The 21,298-nt window shown below is 73.5% G+C and carries 20 protein-coding genes; 8 read left to right on the top strand and 12 right to left on the bottom strand.

Features of this window, described 5'->3' with window-relative positions:
* Nucleotides 1-893, top strand: an 893-nt coding sequence (locus ACWEMJ_RS29695; protein WP_452140208.1) for an FG-GAP repeat domain-containing protein, incomplete at its 5' end; no start/stop codon positions are given.
* A 46-nt stretch (nucleotides 894-939) separates the two neighbouring features.
* Here the strand turns inward: ACWEMJ_RS29695 and ACWEMJ_RS29690 are convergent.
* Both ACWEMJ_RS29690 and ACWEMJ_RS29685 read right to left on the bottom strand, forming a co-directional pair.
* Nucleotides 940-1,488, bottom strand: a complete 549-nt coding sequence (locus tag ACWEMJ_RS29690) for a Uma2 family endonuclease (RefSeq protein ID WP_452140207.1) — start codon at nucleotides 1,486-1,488, stop codon at nucleotides 940-942.
* A gap of 118 nt (nucleotides 1,489-1,606) precedes the next feature.
* Nucleotides 1,607-2,917: a dicarboxylate/amino acid:cation symporter gene (locus ACWEMJ_RS29685; RefSeq protein ID WP_452140206.1), complete on the bottom strand. Its 1,311-nt coding sequence runs from the start codon at nucleotides 2,915-2,917 to the stop codon at nucleotides 1,607-1,609.
* Nucleotides 2,918-3,347: 430 nt separating this feature from the next.
* On the opposite strand from ACWEMJ_RS29685, the gene ACWEMJ_RS29680 reads away from it, so the two are divergent.
* Together ACWEMJ_RS29680 and ACWEMJ_RS29675 are read left to right on the top strand one after the other, a co-directional pair.
* A complete protein-coding gene (locus ACWEMJ_RS29680; protein WP_452140205.1) occupies nucleotides 3,348-4,535 on the top strand; it encodes an MFS transporter in 1,188 nt (395 codons plus the stop codon).
* 49 nt (nucleotides 4,536-4,584) lie between these two features.
* Nucleotides 4,585-5,019: a GNAT family N-acetyltransferase gene (locus tag ACWEMJ_RS29675; protein WP_452140204.1), complete on the top strand. Its 435-nt coding sequence runs from the start codon at nucleotides 4,585-4,587 to the stop codon at nucleotides 5,017-5,019.
* A 6-nt stretch (nucleotides 5,020-5,025) separates the two neighbouring features.
* Here ACWEMJ_RS29675 and ACWEMJ_RS29670 read toward each other — a convergent pair whose 3' ends face one another.
* The 7 genes from ACWEMJ_RS29670 to ACWEMJ_RS29640 all read right to left on the bottom strand — a co-directional run bounded on the left by ACWEMJ_RS29670 (nucleotide 5,026) and on the right by ACWEMJ_RS29640 (nucleotide 11,740).
* Nucleotides 5,026-6,036: a LacI family DNA-binding transcriptional regulator gene (locus tag ACWEMJ_RS29670; RefSeq protein ID WP_452140203.1), complete on the bottom strand. Its 1,011-nt coding sequence runs from the start codon at nucleotides 6,034-6,036 to the stop codon at nucleotides 5,026-5,028.
* Nucleotides 6,037-6,041: 5 nt separating this feature from the next.
* Nucleotides 6,042-6,368 (bottom strand): DUF4229 domain-containing protein, encoded by a 327-nt coding sequence (locus ACWEMJ_RS29665; protein ID WP_452140202.1) that lies wholly within the window; start codon nucleotides 6,366-6,368, stop codon nucleotides 6,042-6,044.
* Between the two features lie 130 nt (nucleotides 6,369-6,498).
* A complete protein-coding gene (locus ACWEMJ_RS29660; protein WP_452140201.1) occupies nucleotides 6,499-7,800 on the bottom strand; it encodes an MFS transporter in 1,302 nt (433 codons plus the stop codon).
* A 72-nt stretch (nucleotides 7,801-7,872) separates the two neighbouring features.
* Entirely contained in the window at nucleotides 7,873-9,141 is a 1,269-nt protein-coding gene (locus ACWEMJ_RS29655; protein ID WP_452140200.1) for an MFS transporter, read from the bottom strand.
* 381 nt (nucleotides 9,142-9,522) lie between these two features.
* A complete protein-coding gene (locus ACWEMJ_RS29650; RefSeq protein ID WP_452140199.1) occupies nucleotides 9,523-9,978 on the bottom strand; it encodes an ATP-binding protein in 456 nt (151 codons plus the stop codon).
* Between the two features lie 347 nt (nucleotides 9,979-10,325).
* Nucleotides 10,326-11,189, bottom strand: coding sequence for a formyltetrahydrofolate deformylase (purU, locus tag ACWEMJ_RS29645; RefSeq protein WP_452140198.1), 864 nt, complete (start codon nucleotides 11,187-11,189; stop codon nucleotides 10,326-10,328).
* 113 nt (nucleotides 11,190-11,302) lie between these two features.
* Complete coding sequence (locus ACWEMJ_RS29640; protein ID WP_452140197.1) at nucleotides 11,303-11,740, bottom strand: SCO4402 family protein; 438 nt, start codon at nucleotides 11,738-11,740, stop codon at nucleotides 11,303-11,305.
* A 281-nt stretch (nucleotides 11,741-12,021) separates the two neighbouring features.
* Here ACWEMJ_RS29640 and ACWEMJ_RS29635 point away from each other — a divergent pair, with 281 nt between their 5' ends.
* The gene (locus ACWEMJ_RS29635; RefSeq protein ID WP_452140196.1) at nucleotides 12,022-13,296 is read left to right on the top strand and encodes an ABC transporter substrate-binding protein; all 1,275 of its coding nucleotides are present in this window, start codon (nucleotides 12,022-12,024) and stop codon (nucleotides 13,294-13,296) included.
* A 143-nt stretch (nucleotides 13,297-13,439) separates the two neighbouring features.
* On the opposite strand, the gene ACWEMJ_RS29630 is transcribed toward ACWEMJ_RS29635, so the two are convergent.
* Both ACWEMJ_RS29630 and ACWEMJ_RS29625 read right to left on the bottom strand, forming a co-directional pair.
* Nucleotides 13,440-14,543 (bottom strand): hypothetical protein, encoded by a 1,104-nt coding sequence (locus ACWEMJ_RS29630; protein ID WP_452140195.1) that lies wholly within the window; start codon nucleotides 14,541-14,543, stop codon nucleotides 13,440-13,442.
* A gap of 182 nt (nucleotides 14,544-14,725) precedes the next feature.
* Nucleotides 14,726-16,102 (bottom strand): transcriptional regulator, encoded by a 1,377-nt coding sequence (locus tag ACWEMJ_RS29625; protein ID WP_452140194.1) that lies wholly within the window; start codon nucleotides 16,100-16,102, stop codon nucleotides 14,726-14,728.
* Between the two features lie 255 nt (nucleotides 16,103-16,357).
* On the opposite strand from ACWEMJ_RS29625, the gene ACWEMJ_RS29620 reads away from it, so the two are divergent.
* A complete protein-coding gene (locus ACWEMJ_RS29620; protein ID WP_452140193.1) occupies nucleotides 16,358-17,077 on the top strand; it encodes a bifunctional DNA primase/polymerase in 720 nt (239 codons plus the stop codon).
* Nucleotides 17,078-17,427: 350 nt separating this feature from the next.
* Here ACWEMJ_RS29620 and ACWEMJ_RS29615 read toward each other — a convergent pair whose 3' ends face one another.
* Nucleotides 17,428-18,117, bottom strand: coding sequence for a metal-dependent transcriptional regulator (locus tag ACWEMJ_RS29615; RefSeq protein WP_452140192.1), 690 nt, complete (start codon nucleotides 18,115-18,117; stop codon nucleotides 17,428-17,430).
* A 303-nt stretch (nucleotides 18,118-18,420) separates the two neighbouring features.
* On the opposite strand from ACWEMJ_RS29615, the gene ACWEMJ_RS29610 reads away from it, so the two are divergent.
* From ACWEMJ_RS29610 to ACWEMJ_RS29600, 3 genes are all read left to right on the top strand, one after another.
* Nucleotides 18,421-19,170: a sugar isomerase domain-containing protein gene (locus ACWEMJ_RS29610; RefSeq protein ID WP_452140191.1), complete on the top strand. Its 750-nt coding sequence runs from the start codon at nucleotides 18,421-18,423 to the stop codon at nucleotides 19,168-19,170.
* 166 nt (nucleotides 19,171-19,336) lie between these two features.
* Nucleotides 19,337-20,299 (top strand): DUF4231 domain-containing protein, encoded by a 963-nt coding sequence (locus ACWEMJ_RS29605; protein ID WP_452140190.1) that lies wholly within the window; start codon nucleotides 19,337-19,339, stop codon nucleotides 20,297-20,299.
* A 14-nt stretch (nucleotides 20,300-20,313) separates the two neighbouring features.
* Nucleotides 20,314-21,183 carry an alpha/beta fold hydrolase gene (locus ACWEMJ_RS29600; protein ID WP_452140189.1) on the top strand — a complete coding sequence of 290 codons (870 nt, stop codon included), beginning with the start codon at nucleotides 20,314-20,316 and terminating at the stop codon, nucleotides 21,181-21,183.
* The last annotated feature ends 115 nt before the right edge of the window (nucleotides 21,184-21,298 follow it).

The following is a 21,298-nucleotide window of genomic DNA, read 5'->3' as shown; positions in this document are numbered from 1 at the left end:
GCCCGCTCGGCGCCTCGTCCGCCCCGCTGCGCATCAGCGGGCTCACCGACACCGACGGCCTCGCCGTCCGCCCCACCGCCCCGCGTGCCGGCACCGAGGCGGGCGGGGTGGGCCGGGCCCGGTTCGCCGACTTCGACGGCGACGGCAAGGCCGACTACCTCGTCGTGGAGGACTCGGGCGCGATCCGGGTCTTCCTCAACAAGGGCGGCGACGGGCACGGCGGCTGGCAGGACTACGGCCAGGTCGCCACCGGTCTGACCAGCGACAAGAGCCGCGTCCGGTTCGCCGACTTCGACGGCGACGGCCGTGCCGACTACCTCGTCGTCCAGCCCACCGGCGCCGTGAACGTCTTCCTCAACAAGGGCGGCGACGGCCGCGGCGGCTGGCAGGACTACGGGCAGGTCGCCACCGGCACCACCGGCAATGCCGACCAGGTCCGGTTCGCCGACTTCGACGGAGACGGCCGCGCCGACTACCTCACCATCGCCGACGACGGCACCGTGAGCGCCTTCCTCAACCGCGGCGGCGACGGCCACGGCGGCTGGAACGTCCAGGGCAAGGTGGCCGGCGGCACCACCGGCGACCGCTCCCGGGTCCGCCTCGCCGACGTCACCGGCGACGGCCGCGCCGACTACAACGTCGTCAACCAGGACGGCTCGATCACCAGCTACACCGCCAACGGCGGCGACGGGCACGGCGGCTGGACCCTCCGCCCCAGGATCGCCGCGGGCCTCACCACCGACCAGAACGTCGTCCACTTCGCCGACGTCACCGGCGACGGCCGCGCCGACTACCTGATCGTCAACGGCCCCACCACCGCCTTCGCCAACAACGGCGGCGACGACACCGGCGGCGGCTGGACCGACCTCGGCCAGATCGCCGCCGGCGTCTGATCCCCGGACACCCCACGGCCCGCACCCCGGAAAGGGATGCGGGCCGTCAGAAGCCGGAGGTGTCCAGGCTCAGCCCGAACGGTTCCGGCAGCTCGATCGACTCCCCGAAGGGCAGCGGCCCCACCGCACGGGTGTATCCGAGCGGGCCCGGCTCCGAGAACAGCGTGCAGGCCAGGTCGCGGCGGTCGATCAGCAGGTAGAGCGGCGCCCCGTACTCGGCGTAGCGGCGGGGCTTCACCACCCGGTCCGTGTCACCGGCGGCCCCGGACGTGACCTCGACCACCAGCAGGGTCTGCTCCGGCAGCAGGGCGCCGCCGTCCCGGGTGAGGGGCGCCGGCACCACCGCCACGTCCGGCACGAACCAGTTGCTGGAGCCCGGAAGGTCGAGGTCACCGGCCCCCATCACGCAGTTCAGCGCCCGGACCCGGTCGTTGAGCTGGCTGCGCACGCGGCTGGCGGCCGCCTCGTCGTCCCACCCCGACGCCAGCGGCTCGACGACGCCCTCGACGATCTGGACCCGCTCGCTGACGTGGTGCTGGATCGCGTACTTGAGGGCCTGGTCCGGATCGACAGAGTCGTAGGGCAGAGCAGTCATCGACCCCTCCTTCGTCGGCGCCACGCTACCGACCGCCCCCACCCGGACCAAGGAGTCTCACCCCAACGAGCGACGGCCCGCACCCCGGGAAGGGGGTGCGGGCCGTTCGGGAGGAGCGTCAGGCGGCGGCCGGGACGGCGGTGGGGCGGTCCTCCGCGAGCAGGTCGCCGGTGGGGCGGTTGTACGCGGTGAGGTCGAGGGTCTTCTCGCGGGCGGAGACCAGGATCGGGACGACGACCTGACCGGCCACGTTGGTGGCGGTGCGCATCATGTCGAGGATCGGGTCGATGGCCAGCAGCAGGCCGACGCCCTCCAGCGGGAGGCCCAGGGTGGAGAGGGTCAGGGTCAGCATCACGATCGCGCCGGTGAGGCCGGCGGTGGCCGCGGAGCCGATGACCGAGACGAAGGCGATCAGCAGGTAGTCGCCGATGCCGAGGTCGATGCCGTAGACCTGGGCGACGAAGATCGCGGCCAGCGACGGGTAGATCGCGGCGCAGCCGTCCATCTTGGTGGTCGCGCCGAACGGAGCGGCGAACGAGGCGTACTCGGACGGGACGCCCAGGCGCTCGGTGACGCGGCGGGTGACCGGCAGGGTGCCGACGGAGGAGCGGGAGACGAAGGCCAGCTGGATCGCGGGCCAGGCGCCCTTGAAGAAGTTCAGCGGGTTGAGTCCGGCGACGAAGCGCAGCAGCAGCGAGTAGACGCCGAACATGACGATCGCGCAGCCGACGTAGACGTCGATGGTCAGCGTGGAGAACGGCTTGAGCAGGTCCCAGCCGTAGAGCGCGACGGACTTGCCGATCAGGCCGACGGTGCCGAGCGGGGCGAGCCGGATGACCCACCACAGGGCGGTCTGGACGAGTTCGAGGACGCTCTCGGAGAGCTGGCGGACCGGGGCGGCCTTGTCGCCGAGCTTGAGGATGGCCGCGCCGACGACCACGCCGAGGAAGACGATCTGGAGGACGTTCACCTTCAGGAAGGCGTCGGCGATGTTGGTCGGGATGATGCCGGTCAGGAAGTCGATCCAACTGCCGCCCTTCTCCACGCCCTTGAGGCCCTGGGTGGAGAAGTGGGCGCCCTTGCCGGGGTTGGTGAGCAGGCCGAGGCCGAGGCCGACGGCGACCGCGATCAGCGAGGTGGCGAGGAACCAGAACAGCGTGCGGGCGGCCAGCCGGGCGGCGTTGGTGACGTTCCGCAGGTTGGCGACCGAGACGATGATCGCGGTGAAGACCAGCGGCGGGACGGCCAGCTTGAGCAGCTGGACGAAGGTCTTGCCGACGGTGTCCAGGGTGGTCTTCAGCCAGGACACGTCGCCGGACCGGGCGATCCAGCCGAGCAGCAGGCCGAGGACGAGGCCGCCGACGATCTGGACCCAGAACGGGGTGCGTCGGATACGTCCCAGCAGCGTGGGCGCGGGCGCGGTGGACATGGGTGTGCGACTCCGGTGAGGTGCAGGGGGTGGGGTGGGGGCGGAGGCGGCGGCACACCGGACGCTGGGGCCGGGCGGGGAGGCCCGGCGGGGCCGACAGCGGGGCTGTCGGGGGCGTCAGGAGCGGTGTGCCGCCCGCATACAGCCGCCGGAGCGACAGTGACACGGGCCGTCCACGGCACCGGGCAGACGCGGGCAGCGGGGCATGAGCGGGGTGCTCATCCCGTACTGGCGTGCGACGTCTGCGGTGGTCATGCGCAGCAGATTAGCAACAAACCTTTGAGATGTTCAAAGTACTTGTTTGAGGTCGTCCACGAACGATCCTTTCCTGACTGATCGTCAGCTCGAACGGCCGATGGCCAGCAGCTTTGACGCCCATCCGGTTATACGTATAACTTGAGGGGCCCGAGACCTCGCCGGAAGGACGCCCATGGGCTACGCCGCACTGCTCCGCGCCCCGCACGTCACCCGGCTGCTGATCGGCACCCTGGTCGGCCGACTGCCCGCCGGCATGACCGCCCTGGTCATCGCCCTCGCCCTGCGCGAGGCCGGCACCCCGTACAGCCGGATCGGCCTGGCCACTGCCGCGTACGCGATCGCCGCCGCCGTCGGCGGGCCCGTCCTCGGCCGGCTCGTCGACCTCACCGGGCAGCCCCGCGTCCTGCTCGCCTCCGCCACCGTGGCCGGCGGCGGCTACGCCCTGCTCGCGCTCGCCCCGGGCTCCCCCGTCGCCGCCCCGCTCGGCGCGGCGATCGCGGGCCTGTGCATGCCGCCGCTGGAACCCTGCCTGCGCTCGCTGTGGCCGGACGTCGTCGAGGAGGAGCAGCTCGACACCGCGTACGCCTTCGACTCCGCCTCCCAGCAGATCCTGTACGTGGCCGGGCCGCTCGCCGTCGCCGGGATCGCCGCCGCCTTCTCGCCGTCCACAGCCCTGTGGACGGCCGCCGCGCTCGGCCTGATCGGCTCCCTGGTGGTCGCCACCGCGGCCCCCGCCCGCCACTGGCAGGCCCCGCCGCGCGCCGCCTCCGCCGGACTGCTCGGCCCGCTGCGCTCGCCCGGACTGGTCCTGCTGCTGCTCGGACTGAGTGGCGCCGGCTGGGCGGTCGGCGCGCAGAACGTGCTGTTCATCGCCTACGCCGAGCAGCACCGGGGCGGCCTGCCCGGCGGTGCCGGCAGCCTGCTGGCGCTGGCCGCGCTGGCCGGCCTGCTCGGCGCGCTCGGCTACGGCGCGGCCACCTGGCGGGCCGACACCGCCACCCGCACCTGGGTGCTCGCGCTCGGCATGGCGGCCGGCTACCTGCCGCTGCTGCTCCTGCCCGGCCCGCTGCCGATGGCCGCGCTCGCGTTCCTGTCCGGCCTCGGCCTGGCCCCGCTGCTGGCCGCCGCGTTCGTGCTGGTCGCCGAACTCGCCCCGACCGGCACCGTCACCGAGGCGTTCGCCTGGCTGGTCACCCTGTTCGCCACCGGCAACGCGGCCGGCTACGCCGTCTCCGGCGCCCTGGTCGAGACCTCGCTGCACGCCGTCGCCCTGTGCGCCGTCGCCGGCTCCGCGCTCGGCGGCCTGCTGCTGCTCGCCACCCGCTCCCGCCTGCGCGCCCCGCTCGCCCTGGCCGCCTGAACCCGAAACCGCTCGCCCGCCCCGCCCGCAGACTGCTTGGATGCGCCGCATGACGCACACGCAACTGCCCACGGGCTACACGGTCTCCACCGATCCGGCGCGCCTGGACCGCGCGTCGGTGCACCGCTGGCTCTCCGAGGACGCCTACTGGGCACTCGGCCGGCCCCGCGAGAAGCAGGACCTGGCGATCGACCACTCCCTCAACTTCGGCCTGTACGAGGAGACTTCCGGCACCCAGGTGGGCTACGCCCGGGTGGTCACCGACCACGCCACGTTCGCCTGGCTGTGCGACGTGTACATCGCCCCGCCGGCCCGCGGCCGCGGCCTGGGCACCGCGCTGACCGTCGCCGTCCGCGACCACCTCGCCGAACTCGGCCTGCGCCGCCTGCTGCTGGCCACCCGGGACGCCCACGGGGTGTACGCCAAGGTCGGGTTCAACCCGCTCGCGCTGCCCGAGAAGTGGATGGTGCTCGGCGAGCAGTAGCCGCGCTCAGGCCGGCGCGGTGGACCGCCGCACCACCAGCGAGGTCGCCAACGGCGCGGCCGGCGGCGGCAGTTCACCGCGCAGCAGGGCCACCAGGGTGGCCAGGCCGGTCCGGCCGAGCTGCTCGCCGGGCAGGTTGACGGTGGTCAGCGGCGGGCTGAGCAGCTCCGCCACCGGGATGTTGTCCATGCCGACCACCGACAGGTCGGCGGGGATCCGCAGCCCCAGCTCGTCGGCCGCCTGGTACAGCCCGGACGCCACCACGTCGTCGTCGCACACCACCGCGCGCGGCCGGTCCGGCCCGGCCAGCAGCTCCCGGGCGGCCCGCGCCGCCTCCCGGTTGCCCTCGTTCAGGCTGACCGCCCGCTCCTGCACCACCAGCTCCCCGGCGGCGGCCGCGAACGCCGCCTGCCGCACCCGGAAGGTGTACGCGGAGTGCACCGACCGCAGGTAGCCGATCCGCCGGTGCCCGAGCGCCAGCAGGTGGTCGACGGCGGCCCGCATGCCCGCCGCCAGGTCCAGTTCGACGGTGGGGCGGCCCGGGTTGGCCGCCGGGTCGGCGTCCAGGAACACCGCCGGGGTGTCGGCGGGCAGCGCGCCGAGCTGCTTGTCGTCCGGGGAGCAGACCAGCAGCCCGTCGAACCGCCCAGCGGCGGCCGCGTCGGCGAGCGTCGCCGCGTCCCAGCCGCTGGAGACCACCACCGACAGGCCGTGCCGGGCCGCCTCCTCGTGGACGCCGGTCAGCAGCCGGCCGAAGAACGGGCTGAGCAGGTTCGGCACCGCGAGCAGCACCATGCCGCTGCGGCCCAGCCGCAGCTGCCGGCCGGCCGCCTGCGGGCGGTAGCCCAGCTCGCGGGCCGCGTCGTGGATCCGCTCCCGGGTCGCCTCCGAGACCCGGTGCCCGGCGCTGCCGGAGAACACCAGCGAGACCGTGGCCTGCGACACCCCCGCCAGCCGGGCCACGTCCCGCCCGGTCGGCCGCCGCCGCGCCCCCTCGCCGGACGAGCCGTCCGACACGCCGCTCAGCCGGCCTGCGCCTGCCGGGCGGCGGCCCGCGCCGCGTCGTCCGCCTCGTCCTCCGCCGAGTCCCGGACGGCCGCCCGGGCCTTGCGGGACTCCACCTTCGCCGCGATCTGCGCCGACATCTCGTCGCGCTGCTTGTTCAGCACCACGTAGCTGATCGCCGAGGACGCCACCATCGCCAGCGCGAACAGCAGGATCAGCCCGAGCTCGCCGACCACCGGAATCACCCCGAAGTGGGCCAGCAGCAGCGCGACCAGCAGGCAGGCCAGGAAGATGCTCGCCCGCAGCGAGGTGTAGCGGAGCGTCGCGTTGATCTTGCTGCTCACCGGGGTTCGTCCTTCACTGCCGGGTCGCGCCGCGGGGCGCGAGGGGGTAATGGCCCTCCCAGTGAAGCACGACCTCACACCGGCGAACCCCACCAGGGGGCGCGGGGCTCCCCCCGGTCCGCCGGGGCCGTCAACGGGGCAGCGTTCGTGCTCCCGTCGCAGGCCCGGCGAGCGCGACGCAGCACCCCACCGCCACCGCGCACAACGCCCCCGCCGCGTACCACGTCGCGTCGTAGTCGCCGAACCGGTCCCGCGCCAGCCCCGCCAGCCCCGCCACCACCGCCGCGCCGACCTGGTGGGCCGCCAGCACCCAGCCGAAGACGATCGGCGCGTCCGCCCCGAAGTGCCGCCGGCAGAGCGCGACCGTCGGCGGCACGGTCGCCACCCAGTCCAGCCCGTAGAACACCACGAACGCCAGGATCGGCGGCCGCAGGCTCTCCCCGAACAGCGACGGCAGCAGCAGCAGCGAGACGCCGCGCAGCCCGTAGTAGGTGATGAGCAGCCGCTTCGAGTCGAAGCGGTCGGTGAACCAGCCGGAGGCGATCGTCCCGACCACGTCGAACACGCCGACCAGCGCGAGCAGCGAGGCCCCCGTGGTGACCGGCATGCCGTGGTCGTGGGCGGCGGGGATGAAGTGGGTGCCGACCAGCCCGGCGGTGGTGGCGCCGCAGATCGCGAAGGACGCGGCCAGCAGCCAGAACGCCCGGCTGCGGGTGGCGTCGCGCAGCACCCGCAGCGAGCGGGCGATCGCCGAGCCGTCCACCGTCGGCGGCACGGGCGGCTCCGTCGCGCCGTACGGCAGCAGCCCGAGGTCGGCGGGCCGCTCGCGCATCAGCACCAGCACCGGCACGGCCACGGCGGTCGCGGCCAGCGAGATGACGACGACCGCCGTCCGCCACCCCTGGTGCTCGACCAGCGCGGCCAGCACCGGCATGAAGACCAGGTTGCCCGCCGCGCCCGCGGCGGTCAGCAAGCCGGTGACCAGCCCCTGCCGGGCCTGGAACCACCGTCCGGAGATGGTGGTGGCGAACGCGCCGGCCATCGAGCCACTGCCGAGGCCGACCAGCACGCCCCAGCAGAGGATCAGCTGCCAGGCCTCGGTCATCAGGATGGTGAGTCCGGAGCCGGTGGCGATGGTGAGCAGCGCGCAGACCACGACCAGCCGGACGCCGAAGCGGTCCATCAGGGCGGCGGCGAACGGCGCGGTGAGGCCGTACAGGGTGAGGTTGACGGAGACGGCGCTGGAGATGGTGGCGTGCGACCAGCCGAACTCGTTGTGCAGGGCGTCCATCATCAGTCCGGGCGCCGAGCGGAACCCGGCGGAGCCGACCAGGACGACCAGCGAGACGGCGGCGACGATCCAGGCGTAGTGCAGCCTGGGGGCGGTCCGGGGCGGGGCCGGATCCGCGACGGGCGTGGTGGTGAGTTTCACCCGCCGAGTCTGCGGTTCCGGCCGCCGCCGGCACGACGGGGTTTGCTGCCATCTCCCGTCGAGATCCGGACGTCAGTGCCCGCCGGCGACGGGTGCGGGGTCGGCGACCCGGCGCAGGCCGCGGATGGGCGGGCTGAGCAGCAGCGCGGCGGCGGTCAGCACGGTGACGACGCCGCCGACCACCAGGACCCGGGTCGCGCCGAACGACTCCATCGCCGGTCCGGCCAGTGCCGCCCCGAGCGGGAACATGCAGACGGAGCCGGCCACTTCGTAGGCGTGGATGCGGTTGAGGACCTCGCCGGGCACCTGGGTCTGCACGCTGGTGGCCCACATGACGCCCCAGAAGCTGATGCCGATGCCGGAGACCAGCTGGGCCGCGCCGATCACCGGCCAGGGCAGGTCGAGGGCGAGCGCGAACTGCTGGACGGGGAAGGCCAGCAGGGCGAGCGCGCCGGCGGCGAGCGGCCGGACGGGCTTGATCCGGATCGCGATCAGTCCGCCGATCACGGTGCCGGCGCCGAACATGCCGTTCAGGATGCCGAACACGGTGCCGCCGTGCTCGGGCACCATCAGCGAGCCGATCAGCGGGGTGAGCGGGCCCCAGGAGAGCACCGTGAAGAGCATCCAGATCAGGATGACGCCCCACATCCAGCTGCGGGCGCGGAACTCGTGCCAGCCCTCGACCAGGTTCTTCCACAGGCTGTCGCCGGGCGGCGGCGCGGGGACGGGGCCGAGCCGCAGGGCGAGCAGCGAGCTGGCGCTGATCGCGTACATCACGCCCGCGATGATCATCACCCAGCCGGTGGACGCGGCGGCCAGCAGACCCGCCAGCGGCGGCCCGGCGAGGGTGGTGAGCGCCTCGGAGATGCGCAGGATGCCGTTGGCGCCCTGCACGTCGCGGGCCACCAGTGGGACGGTGGAGGCGGCACCGGGCTGGAACATCGCGGCGGCGGTGCCGGCCAGCGCGAGTAGCAGGTACAGCTGCCAGAGCTGGTCGATGCCGCGGAAGAACAGCACCGCGAGCAGCACCCGGGTGGTGAGGTTGAGCAGGTCGGCGAAGATCATCAGCCGGCGGGCGGTGAACCGGTCCGCGAGGACGCCGCCGACCAGCACCAGGCCGGCGAACGGGGCGAGCAGGAAGGCCATCGCGAAGCCGACGGTGGAGGCGGAGTGGCCGGAGGTGAGCAGTCCGGTGGTGACGGCCACCGGGAGCATCGCGTCGCTCAGCAGGCCGGCCGAGCGGGCGGTGAAGTAGAGCCGGAAGTTGCCCGACCAGATGGCGGGCCCTTCGGGCGTGCTGACGCGCGCGGTGGGGGCGGTGTGGAGTTCTGGGGCGGTCACGTCCCTCAGTTTTGGTCCAGACCACCGCCGGTTTCCAGTGATTTTGGATCACGATGCGGCGTCCGACCGGCAACTGACCGGACGGCGGCCCGCCGCGCGCGCCCCGAGCACGGCACGGCGGGCTGCCGTCCAGGTCGGCGTCCGGGCCCTGAAGCCGTGACGCCCGGCGTTCCGATTTCGCCGAGGTTCCGGACGGATGCGGCCAACGACCCCCTGAGTGTCGGCACCGCCCGAGCTGCCTCGGCGTCCCCTCGCAACGGAACGCCGCACCCAAGAGTGATCAGTCGGATACGTCACGTCAATGGGTTGTCGGAAATTCGGATGGATCATCCGGAGCGCGGGCAGCGCACGGACGACATGCCGGGACCCTCCGGCGGAGCGTCAGCGCGCCGAGACGACCGGCTGCGCCGCCGCCCGGTCGCACAGCGGGGCGACCGGGCCGATCTCGCACCACACCCGCTTGCCGGAGCCGTCCGGGTACCAGCCCCAGCGCTCGCACAGCAGCTCCACCAGCTCCAGGCCGCGCCCGTTGGTGGCCTCCGCGTCGGCCCCGGCGTGCCGCGGCGCGGGGGCCGCGCAGCTGGCGTCCGCGACCTCCACCCGGACCCCGGGCGGGCCGTCCGGGCCGATCGGCATCAGCAGCCGCAGCACCGCCGGACAGCCGGTGTGCACGACCGCGTTGGTGACCAGTTCGGAGACCACCAGCACCAGCGTCTCGGCCACCGGAGAGTCCGGGTCGAGCCCGCCGGCCCGCAGCCGGGCCCGCACCCAGCGCCGGGCCCGTGAGACCTCGGCCGGGTCCGCCTGGACCGCCAGCTGTACCTGAAGTACCTGCACCGTTCCACCACCCGCACTCGGTATTCGGCCCGCTTGATCCCGCCGGTCCGGTCGGCCGCGCCTCGCGGAGGCCGCCGATCCGCACTGCCCATGGCATCGACACGAATACGGCCCAGAATGATTCCGGGAGCAGGTCGCAGCAAGAGCTTCGGGCATATTCCAGCGTTCGGGGGATGTCTCGGTGCATACTGTCCCGCTCACCCTGCCGGGGTTCGCACGACCGGTCGGCGGCACTGCCGCCACGGGTACCAACGACCGTACTCCCCACGTCCCGTCAGTATCGGGCCGCCACGAGCGAACCACCCTTCCTACAAATGTCCACCGCCCGTCGAACGCCGGGCATTTCGTCAGGCGAACACCACGGTCCGGGTGCCGTTCAGCAGCACCCGCCGCTCGCTGTGCCACTTCACCGCGCGGGCCAGCGCCTGGCACTCGACGTCCCGGCCGAGCGCGACCAGCTGCTCCGGCGTCACGTCGTGGGTGACCCGGGCGACCTCCTGCTCGATGATCGGCCCCTCGTCCAGGTCGGCCGTCACGTAGTGCGCCGTCGCGCCGATCAGCTTCACACCCCGGGCGTGCGCCTGGTGGTACGGGCGGGCGCCCTTGAAGCTCGGCAGGAACGAGTGGTGGATGTTGATCACCCGGCCGGACAGCTCCTTGCACAGCCCGTCCGACAGCACCTGCATGTAGCGGGCCAGCACCACCAGCTCCACCCGCTCCCGCTCGACCAGGTCCAGCAGCTGCTGCTCCGCCTGCTCCTTGGTGTCCGCGGTGACCGGCAGGTGGTGGAACGGGACGCCGTAGGACTCGGTCAGCTCACGGAAGTCCGTGTGGTTGGACACCACCCCGACGATCTCCACCGGCAGCGCCCCGATCCGGGTGCGGAACAGCAGGTCGTTCAGGCAGTGGCCGAACTTGGAGACCATCAGCAGCACCCGCATCCGCTCCGCGGACTCGTGGATCTGCCAGTCCATCCGGAACGAGGCGCCGACCGCCGCGAACGACGCCCGCAGCTTCTCCGCCGACACCGGCTGCTCGGCCGTGAAGTGCACCCGCATGAAGAACAGCCCGGTGCCGGCGTCGCCGAACTGCTGGCTGTCGACGATGTTGCAGCCCGTCATGAACAGATAGCTGGAAACCGCGTGCACGATGCCCTGCCGGTCCGGGCAGGACAGCGTCAGGACGTACTGGGGGTGGGCGGTCTCTTCCATGTCGCGGGGTTCCGTTTCTCGGCTCAGGGGCGGACGGACCGCCCAGCCTGGCACAAATCCCCCGCCCGCGCGGACAGCGCCCGCCACCCGAGACCGCCGGGCACCCCCGCCGCTCAGCCGTGCGCGGTCAGTTGCCGCAACTCGGCCAGCGTGGACGGCGGCAGGTCCGGATCGGTGCCGTCGCCGACCGCCAGCCGGTGGTGCGCCTCGCGCGCCGCCCGCACCGCCTCCGGCCAGTCCGGGTGGCCCAGGTAGACGGCCGCCGGAGCGACCTCGCCGACCTCGTGCACGACCCGCATCACCCGCAGCACCGCCGCGCCCACCGCGGCCGCCTCCGCCGAGTCCCGGAATATCGTCCCGATGTACTTCTCCGCCGGCCACCGGTCCAGCCAGCTGTCCTCGACCAGCCGGTACACCGCGTCGACGAGATCCCCGTAACCGCCGTACCCCTCCAACCAGGCCATCTGCTGGAAGCCGGGGTCGGAGAGCATGTGCAACGCCGAACGGATCCGGGCGCGCCAGCGCCACCAGGGCAGGTCAGTCAGGGGCATGACGCCCATCGTGCTGGAGCGGCCGCCGGTTCGAGAAGGGTTTCGGGCAGAACGGTACGGAGAATCCACGCTGTCGGACACGGGAGATGATCGTACGTTCCTCCCGCACCCCGCCTCCACACGCGTCATCACACCCCGCGCCCCGAGTTCCTCCCTCGTTGGCGGTCCGTTCACATCACGTCCCTCTCACCGTGCGCGGGCCGCACCACCCTTGACCCGCCGAACCTGCGCAACGGAGCACGGGTCAGCCCCGCAGCATGTCCAGGGAGGAACAGACCACCATGACGCGGACCGGAAGCCCCCACCCGTCACCCGCCGTCAGCGGACGCCGCCAGCGCACCACCGCCGCCCTCGCCGCCGGCCTGGCCCTGCCCGCCCTGCTCTCCACCACCGCCTGCGGCGGACCGGCCGCCGCCGACGCCACCGGCAAGGAGGTCACCGTCATGACCTTCGCCCCGTCCGGCACCGGCGCCGCCGACCGGCCCGGCATGACCGCCCTCGCCGAAGCCATCGGCCGCGACCTCAACGACCACGGCGGCCTGGCCGGCCGCAAGGTCCGCGTCCTCACCTGCAACGAGCACGACACCACCGACGGCGCCACCGCCTGCGCCGACCAGGCCGTGGGCGCCCACGCCGTCGCCGTGGTCGGCTCCGCCAGCCAGTACGGCAGCAGCTTCATCCCCGTCCTGGAAGCCGCCGGCATCCCGTTCATCGGCGGCTACGGCCTCTCCACCCCCGAGTTCAGCAGCCCGCTCTCCTACCCCGTCAACGGCGGCACCCCCGCCCTGGTGGCCGGCAGCGGACGCCAGCTGATCGACGCCGGCTGCAAGCAGATCGCCCTGATCCGCCCCGACAGCCGGGCCGGCGACGCCCTGGTCAGCTACCTCAGCACCGCCGTCAAGCAGACCCCCATCAGGGTCCTCGACATCAAGGCCCCGGAGAAGTCCAACGACTACTCCAGCTACGCCAGGCGCGCCATCGACAACGACCGGCCCGGCAACTGCGTGCTGTCCGCGCTCGGCGCCGAACCCACCGCCAACCTGCTCGACCCGTACCGCCGCGCCAACCCGAAGAACACCCAACTCGCGTCCGTCATCGGCTCGTTCCAGCAGTCCGTGGTCGACTCCACCGGCGGCGACAACGGCCCGCTGCGCGGCGCGTACGCCACCGGCTGGTTCCCCGCCGAGAGTTCTCCCGTCTGGGACAACCTCCGCGCCACCGTCCGCAGCTACGCCAACGGCACCACCATCGACGTCTCCGACCCCGGCGTGCAGACCACCTGGGTCGCCTACACCGTGCTGCGCCAGGCCGCCGGCCGCGTCGACCCCTCCCGCCCGCTCACCGCGAAGGCCCTGCAGACCGTCCTCGACAGCGGCGACCCCATCGACACCGCCGGCACCACCCCGCCGCTCAGCTGGGGCGTCACCAACATGCTCCCCACCGCCGACTCCCCCCGCCTGGTGAACACCTCCGTCACCTTCCAACAGGTCCGCAACGGCCGCCTCACCGAAAACCCCCAGGGCTTCACCAACGTCCGCACCATCCTCGCCGGCTGAGCACAGCACCGGGTGCGACAACCAGGGAGAGCACGATCAGGGGCGCGGGGAACTGCGCGAAGCGGAAGGCACCCGTCAGCAAGATCGCGACGCAGGACAATGACCTGCACGTGAGAGCGACCTTGCGGACGGGCCTCGCGCCCTTACAGCTCGCTCGCGCCCTTGTCCGGCAGCCCCGTCTTGGACGCGATCACGCCCCACAGCTTCGCCGCCTGCTCCTTCGCCGTCGTGGCGGAGCCACTCGCGGTGTTGCCGTTGCGGTAGTGGTCGTTGTCCTTCGCCTTCCCGGCGTCGCACCCCGCGACCATGTCCCCCGCCCACAGGGCGTATTCGGAGTCGGCCGTGGAGGACGCCTGCCAGGCCTTCTGCAGCTGCTCGACCAGCTTGCCGCCGTCCGCGAGCTGGTCGACCTTCAGGTCGCCGAGCTTCTTGAGCAGGTCCTGCCGCTGCGCCGCGGCCGCCGTCAGCGCGGCCTGCGAGTCCGGCAGCCCCTGGCACTTGCCGACCGCCGTGACGGCGTTGACCACCGAGGTGCGGCTCGCGCTCGCGGTGCCGAGCAGGTCGGACATCGCCTGCGCCTGCGCCTTCATCGCGGGGCCGACCGCCCCGTCCCCGCCGCCGGCCGTCGGCGCGGACGCCGACTGGCTGCTCGAACTCTTCTCCTTGGCCTGGTCCTTCGTGTCGCCGCCACCGCTGAAGGCGAACACCCCGACGAGCACCGCGACCACCGCGACACCGGCCACGCCCGCGCCGATCAGCAGCTTGGTGTTGGGCTTGCGACCCCCGTCATCGTCGTACGACGGCTGCTGCGGCGGAACCGCGCCGTACCCGCCCCCGTAGCTCGGCTGGGCGGGAGCAGGCGCCGCCGCGGGCGCCGGAAACTGCTGCTGCCCGCCGAACGTCCCGCCGGGGTAGCCGGGTTGCTGGTACCCGACCTGGGTCGGCGCGCCGGGCCCGGCCGGATCGGCGGTCGGGTACGGCGGCAGGTACTGCGTCGCGCCGGCGTCGTCCTGGGGCGCCGGAGCCGGAGCCTGGGGCGCGGTGCCCCAGTACTCGGGGCTGCCGCTCTGCCCCAGCGGCGGGGCGGACTGCTGCTGCGGGACGGGGTGCTGCGGCTGCGGCTGGGCGTACGGGGGCTGCGCGGCGGCCTGCGCCGGCGTGCCCTGACCGTCTGCGGCGGGCTCCGGCCGGAACAGGTCGTCCAGATTGAAGTCGCCGGAGTTCGGATACGAGCGGCGCTGGCTCAACGCGATTCCTCACCTGTGCACGGCACCGGGATTCCGGGCCTTTCGGTTGCCCCGCCGGGTTGCTGACGGCGGACCACAACTGCGAGGCCACGCTACCGGTTCACCGGCACAGGTGACTACGCGGGCTGCTGTTCTGTGCTATTGCTTCACGAGCACCCGCAGCCCCGCCCGTACCCGAACCACTACGCGGCCTCCCCGTCCAGTCGGGCGTGGAACTCGCGGACCGCCCGGTGCCCCCGGTACGGCTCCAGCCGGCTGCGGAAGTCGTCCAGGTACTCGACGCCGCGGTTCGAGCGCAGCCCGCTGAGCAGCCGGACCGCCTCGCTGCCGGTCTCGCAGGCGCGTTCGAGGTCGCGCTGCTGGAGTTGGGCGGTGGCGAGCAGCACCAGGTCGACGGCGCGCCGGCGGACCCGGTGGGCGGGGTGCAGTTCGAGCGCGGTGCGGGCGTAGTGCTCGGCCCGCTCGCCCTGCTGGAGGTCGCGGTGGCAGTGCGCCAACTCGTCCGCCAGGTAGGCCTCGTCGAAGTGCACGATCCAGTCCGGGTCGTCGGCCGGGTTGCGGCGCTCCATCGCGGCGAGCGCCTTCGCGGCGACCGTCTCACAGGAGTACGCGTCGCCGAGCAGGGCGTGGCCGCGCGCCTCGGCGGCGTAGAACATCGCCATCGCGGTCGGGGTGGCGACCGTGCGGGCGCCTTCCTGGGCGGCGCGGGCGAGTTGGGCGATCTCCCGGGGGTTGCCGAGGGTCGCGGCGAGGTGGCTCATCGAGGCGGCCAGCACGTAGCCGCCGTAGCCCCGGTCGTCGGCGGCCTGGGCGAGGCGCAGCGCCTGGATGTAGTAGCGCTGGGCGAGGCCGGGCTGGCCGGTGTCGACCGCCATGTAGCCGGCGAGTTCGGTCAGCCGGGCGACGGCGCCGAAGAGTTGACGGCCCGTCTCGTCCCGGTAGGAGCCGCCGAGGAAGCCGGAGACCACGCTGTTCAGGTAGTGCACCACGACGGGGCGGACGTGGCCGCTGCCGAACCGGTGGTCGAGGTCGACCAGCATCTGGGTGGTGGCGCGGATCGCCGCCACGTCGGCCAGGCCGACCCGGGTGCCGCCGGTGCGGGCGACGACCGGGTCGGGCGGGGTGATCAGCCAGTCCCGGCTGGGTTCGACCAGCGCGGAGGCGGCGACGGTGGCGCCGGCCAGGAAGTCGCGCTTGCCGACGTCGCTGCGCCACAGTTCGCAGATCTGCTCCAGCGCGGTGGCCAGGCTGGGCGCGAACTGGAGCCCGACGGCGGAGCTGAGGCTCTTGCCGTCGGCCATGCCGATCTCGTCCACGGTGACGCCGCGGCCGAGCTTGCGGCCGAGGGCCTCGGCGATGACGGCGGGCGCCTGCCCGCGTGGTTGTTGCCCGCGCAGCCAGCGGGCGACGGACGTTTTGTCGTATCGCAGGTCGAGCCCGTGCTCGGCTCCGCAGAGGTTGACCCGGCGGGCCAGGCCCGCGTTGGAGCAGCCTGCCTCCTGGATCAGCTGCTGCAGACGTTCGTTCGGCTCTCGTGCGACGAGTGGTCTCGCGGCCATGGGATTTTTCCGCCTCCCCAACGCCGTCCGGACCCGACCGGAGGGCGACGACTGTGCAACACCATGCGGAATACCCACGGTGACGTACCCACTCCCCACGCGCCCTGCTTAATGCCCCTGTGCGCCCCCACTGCGCCCGTTACCGCCCCTGCTGCGACGGGGGCTCCCGACCAGGATCACCGTCCCGGGTGACAACGTGCGCCCCGTTCGAATCGTTCGGTGCGGGCCCGTAACCCCCACTCACGGGCGGTAGTTGTGCTGCACGTGGACAACGCCCCCCAAGCCCCCGACAAAACCCCCGAATCCGACCGGCTGTCGCTGCTGGCCGAAGCCGTCCGCTGTGCCGAGGAGCGCCACTGGGAGGTGGTCCCCGGGGCGTGGCTACTCGACGCCGACGGCGCGGCCGTCCGCTGCTCCTGCGGCGATCCGCGCTGTGCGCTCCCCGGCGCACACCCCGTCGGGGCGGACTGGGGGCTGCTGGCCAGCGTGGGGTCCGCGGTGGTGCGCGGGTGGTGGACGGAGCACCCGGAGGCGTCGATCCTGCTGCCCACCGGGCGGGCGTTCGACGTGCTGGACGTGCCGGAGGTGGCGGGCTGCCTGGCGCTGGCCCGGATGGAGCGGACGGGCGTGCAGCTCGGCCCGGTGCTGGCCGCGCCGGCCGCCCCGGGGCGGCGCGGGCGGCGGCTGCACTTCCTGGTGCTGCCCGGCGCGGTCGCCAAGCTGCCCGAGCTGCTGCGGCAGGTCGGCTGCGTCCCGGGCGGGCTGGACCTGGTGGCGCGCGGCGAGGGCGACTGGGTGGTGGCGCCGCCGTCCCGCTTCGGCGGGCACGCCACCGCGCTGTGGGCCCGGCCGCCCACCCTGCTGAACCGCTGGCTGCCGGACGCGACGGAGCTGGTGAGTCCGCTGGCGTACGCCTGCCGTCGCGATCCCTCGGCCCCGCGCCCCGTGTACCGGGAGACCGCCGCCGCGAGCTGAGCGCGCCCCGTCCGCGCGGAGCGTGATCTTCCGGAAACGAGTCGTCATACCCGCAGGTCAGCAGGGCAAGCCAGCCTATCGGGTGACACCGCCGGGGGATTGGCGCCCGCTGCCGAGGGGATCATCCTCAGCGTCGGCACGGGGTCGGCGGAGCGGAAGGAGCGGTCGGGCCGAGAGCCAGAAGCGTGGGGGGCTGCCGGGAGGGCGTTCGGTCGGGGAAGCCGGGTGCGGCGGCGCGGGGGCCAGGGAGGGACCAGGGAGGGACGGCGGGGGATCAGGGAGGGAACGCGCGAGGCCCGGTGCGGGGACACCGGGCCTCGACGCGCGCCCCGGGCCGCCGCCCCGCCGGGCTACGGCTGGGCGACGAACACGTGCGCCGCGATCTCCTTGCCGAGCCGGGCCGCGCCGTCCCCGGTGCCGACCAGCACGCCGCCGGCCGCCGGGGCCACCCGCACCGTCGCGCCGGGGCGGACGCCCGCGCGGCGCAGGGTGCGCATCAGCTCGCCGTCGGTCTGGATCGGCTCGCCGATCCGCCGCACCACCACGTCCGCGCCGTCCTCGCCGGCCACCGACTCCAGCGTCACCAGCCCGGCGTCGAAGCCCTCGCCCTCGGCCTTGGTGTCGCCGAGCTCGTCCAGGCCCGGGATCGGGTTGCCGTACGGCGACTGGGTGGGGTGGCCGAGCATGGCGAGCACCTTGCGCTCGACCGTCTCGCTCATCACGTGCTCCCAGCGGCAGGCCTCCTCGTGGACCTGCTCCCACTCCAGGCCGATCACGTCCACCAACAGGCACTCGGCGATGCGGTGCTTGCGCATCACCCGCACCGCCAGCCGCCGGCCGTCCTCGGTGAGTTCGAGGTGCCGGTCCTCGGCGACCTGGAGCAGGCCGTCGCGCTCCATCCGGCCCACCGTCTGGCTCACCGTCGGGCCGGACTGCTCCAGCCGCTCGGCGATCCGGGCACGCATCGGGGTGATGCCTTCTTCCTCCAGCTCCAGGATGGTGCGGAGGTACATCTCAGTGGTGTCGATCAGCCCTGACATCGCCCCTGGCTCCGTTCTTCGGTGTCCTCACCGCCAATTCTGACGTACGGAGGTGACAACCAGGTGCGCTCCGCCGTTGTGCCCGGGCCCCCGCCCGGGCTCCGCACCGCCCCGGCGGGACCGTCGCGGGGCCCGCCCGAGGCCCTCGCCGGGCCCGCGCCGCCCGCCGCGCGCCCGGCGCGACGGTTGACAGCCGGGCGTGCCAGGGGCCACCGTGCACGCCGTAGCTGTCTCCCCCCACCCGTTTCCCCCACCCGCGGCCCGGACCCCCGGACCGCCCCGCGCGCTCGGACGGAGCACGAGATGACCGAACTGGTCGGCCGGTACCTGGACGCCGCCGTGGCCCACCTGGAGCGGATCCGCGCCGAGGAGGGCGAGAACATCGACGCGGCGGCCGAGCTGCTCGCCGAGGCGGTCGAGCACGGCCGGCGGATCTTCGCCTTCGGCGCCGGGCACTCCTCGCTGGCCGCCCAGGACGTGGTCTACCGGGCGGGCGGCCTGGTGGTGATGAACCTGCTCAACGTGCCCGGGATGACCGGCGTCAACGTGATGCCCGCGCACCTGGGCAGCGCGCTGGAGCGGGTCTCCGGGCTGGCCACCACCACCCTCGACCTGACGCCCGCCCGCAGCGGCGACCTGCTGTTCCTGATCTCGCTCTCCGGCCGCCAGGTGATGCCGGTCGAGCTCGCCCGGCACGCCCGCGACCGCGGCCTGAAGGTGATCGGCGTGACCTCGCTGGCGTATCCGGCCGCCGTGGGCTCCAACCACCCGTCCGGCACCTACCTCAAGGACAACTGCGACGTGGTGCTGGACAGCAAGATCGCCCCCGGCGACGGCGAACTCGACCACCCCGGCGTGGGCGTCCCGTTCGGTCCGGTCTCCACCATCGTCACCAGCGCGCTGATGCAGTCGGTGATGGCCTCCGCGACGGCCAGGCTCGCCGACCGCGGCATCACCCCGCCGGTGTTCCGCTCCGGCAACGTGGAGGGCGGCACCGAGTGGAACAACAAGGTGATCGCCGACAACGCGGAGCGCATCTTCTACGCCTGGTGACGCGCCCCTCCGCGCGCCCCGCGACCGCCCGCCTCCACTCCCCGCGACCGCCCCGCGCCCCCGGCGCAACCCCGCCCATTCGGCCAACTACGTTGCCGCTCGCGTAAGTTCGACCGGCACTGGGCAGTACTCCCGAGACCGGTGAGACGGCGCTGCGGGGGCGGGAATGGCGACTGGAGCGGGGCGACCGATCGGCTTCGTGCGGGAGCAGGACCTGCTGCCGAGGCTGTTCTGGGCCGCCGACGGCGCGTCCCTGCAGGGCCAGGCCCGGGCGGTGGCACTGGCCCGCTGGGAGCTGCTGCTGCTGGTCGGCGCGGCCTTCGCGGGCTCCGCCGACGGCCCGGTGTGGGCGTGGCTCGCCGCCGTCGCCTACCTGGGCGCGCTGTTCATCGCCGTCACCGTCGCCTGGCAGAACCCGCAGCGGCTCTGGTACGACGGCCGGGCGGTCGCCGAGTCGGTGAAGACCCTGGTGTGGAAGTACGCGGTGCGGGCCGACTCCTACCAGCCGCCGCCCCGCAAGCTCCCCGACGCCGAGCGCCTCTACGACATCCAACTGGCGGGAATCCTCGGCGAGTTCGACACCGACCGGGTCACCCCGGGGGTCGCCGAGGAACTGCGCACCTGGCGCGCGCCGGCCCGCCACCCGCAGATCACCGAGACCATGGAACGGCTGCGCGACCAGCCGCTGCCGGTCCGCCGCGAGATCTACCTGCGCGAGCGGGTGCACAGCCAGCGCGAGTGGTACCAGGCCAAGGCCATCCAGTGCCGCAACGCCACCCGCCGGGTCGGCCGGCTCGCCATCGTGCTGCCCGCCGCCGGCCTGCTGCTGGCCGTCCTGCGCGCGCTCGGCCAGTTCAGCTTCGACGCGCTCGGCGCGATCTCCGCCGTCGCCGCCTCCATCTCGGCCTGGGCGCAGCTGCGCCAGTACCGCCCGCAGGCCGCCGCCTACACCCTCGCCGCCGCCGAACTCTCCAAAGTGGAAGCCCAGTTGGCGGCCGTCGACCTGTCCGCCCCGGACGCCGAGGAGAACTGGGCCCGGCTCGCCCGGGACGCCGAGGACGCCATCTCCCGGGAACACACCACCTGGCAGGCGCGCCGCGAGGTGCGCAGCCTGGACATCCCCAGCTGACCTGGAGGCACTGCGTGGCCACCCGAAGGATCGACACACCGGACGGGGGCATCCTCGCGGTGGAGACGTCCGGAGACCCCTCCGGCAGGCCGGTGTTCCTGCTCCACGGCACCCCCGGGAGCCGGGTCGGGCCCGCCCCGCGCAGCGCCGTACTGGCCCGGATGCGGGTCCGGCTGATCTCCTTCGACCGCCCCGGCTACGGCGAGTCCACCCGGCTGCCCGGCCGCCGCGTCCGCCACGCCGCCGACGACGTCACCACCATCGCCGACACCCTCGGCCTCGACCGCTTCGCCGTGGTCGGCCGCTCCGGCGGCGGCCCGCACGCCCTCGCCTGCGCCGCGCTCCTCCCGGACCGCGTGATCCGGGCCGCCACCCAGGTCTCGCTGGCCCCCCGCGACGCGGACGGCCTCGACTGGTTCGCCGGCATGACGCCCTCCAACGAACGTGCCTACCGCCAGGCCGAGTTGGGCCAGCCGCGGATCGCCGGCCCGTTCCAGGTCCGCTCCCAGGTGATCCGCCGCGACCCCGCCCAGCTGATCCGCAACCTGGTCCCCGAGCTCACCCCGCCCGACCGCACCGTCGTCGCCGACGTCGGCATCCGCCGGATGCTCCACTCCACCTACCGCCAGGCCTTCCGCTACGGCGCCGACGGCTGGATCGACGACGTCCTCGCCTTCATCGCCCACTGGGGCTTCACCGTCGACACCATCCGCGTCCCGGTCCGCATCTGGCACGGCGCGGACGACAAGTTCTCCCCGGTGGGCCACTCCGCCTGGCTCGCCGACCACATCCCCGGCGCCCAGCTCTACCTCGAACCCGGCGCGGCGCACTTCGGCTCCCTGAAGGAAATGACCGACGCCATCCGCTGGGCCTCCAGCACATAAGCGGGCGCGAAACCAGAGAGAGCAACCCCAGGGGCGCGGGGAACTGCGCGAAGCGGAAGGCACCACGTCCGCAAGATCGCGACGCAGGACAATGACCTGCACGTGATCGCGACCT

Source organism: Kitasatospora sp. NPDC004531 (genome assembly GCF_053602195.1).
The sequence above is the reverse complement of the archived record's forward strand: the minus strand, read 5'-3'. Positions and strand labels throughout refer to the sequence as shown.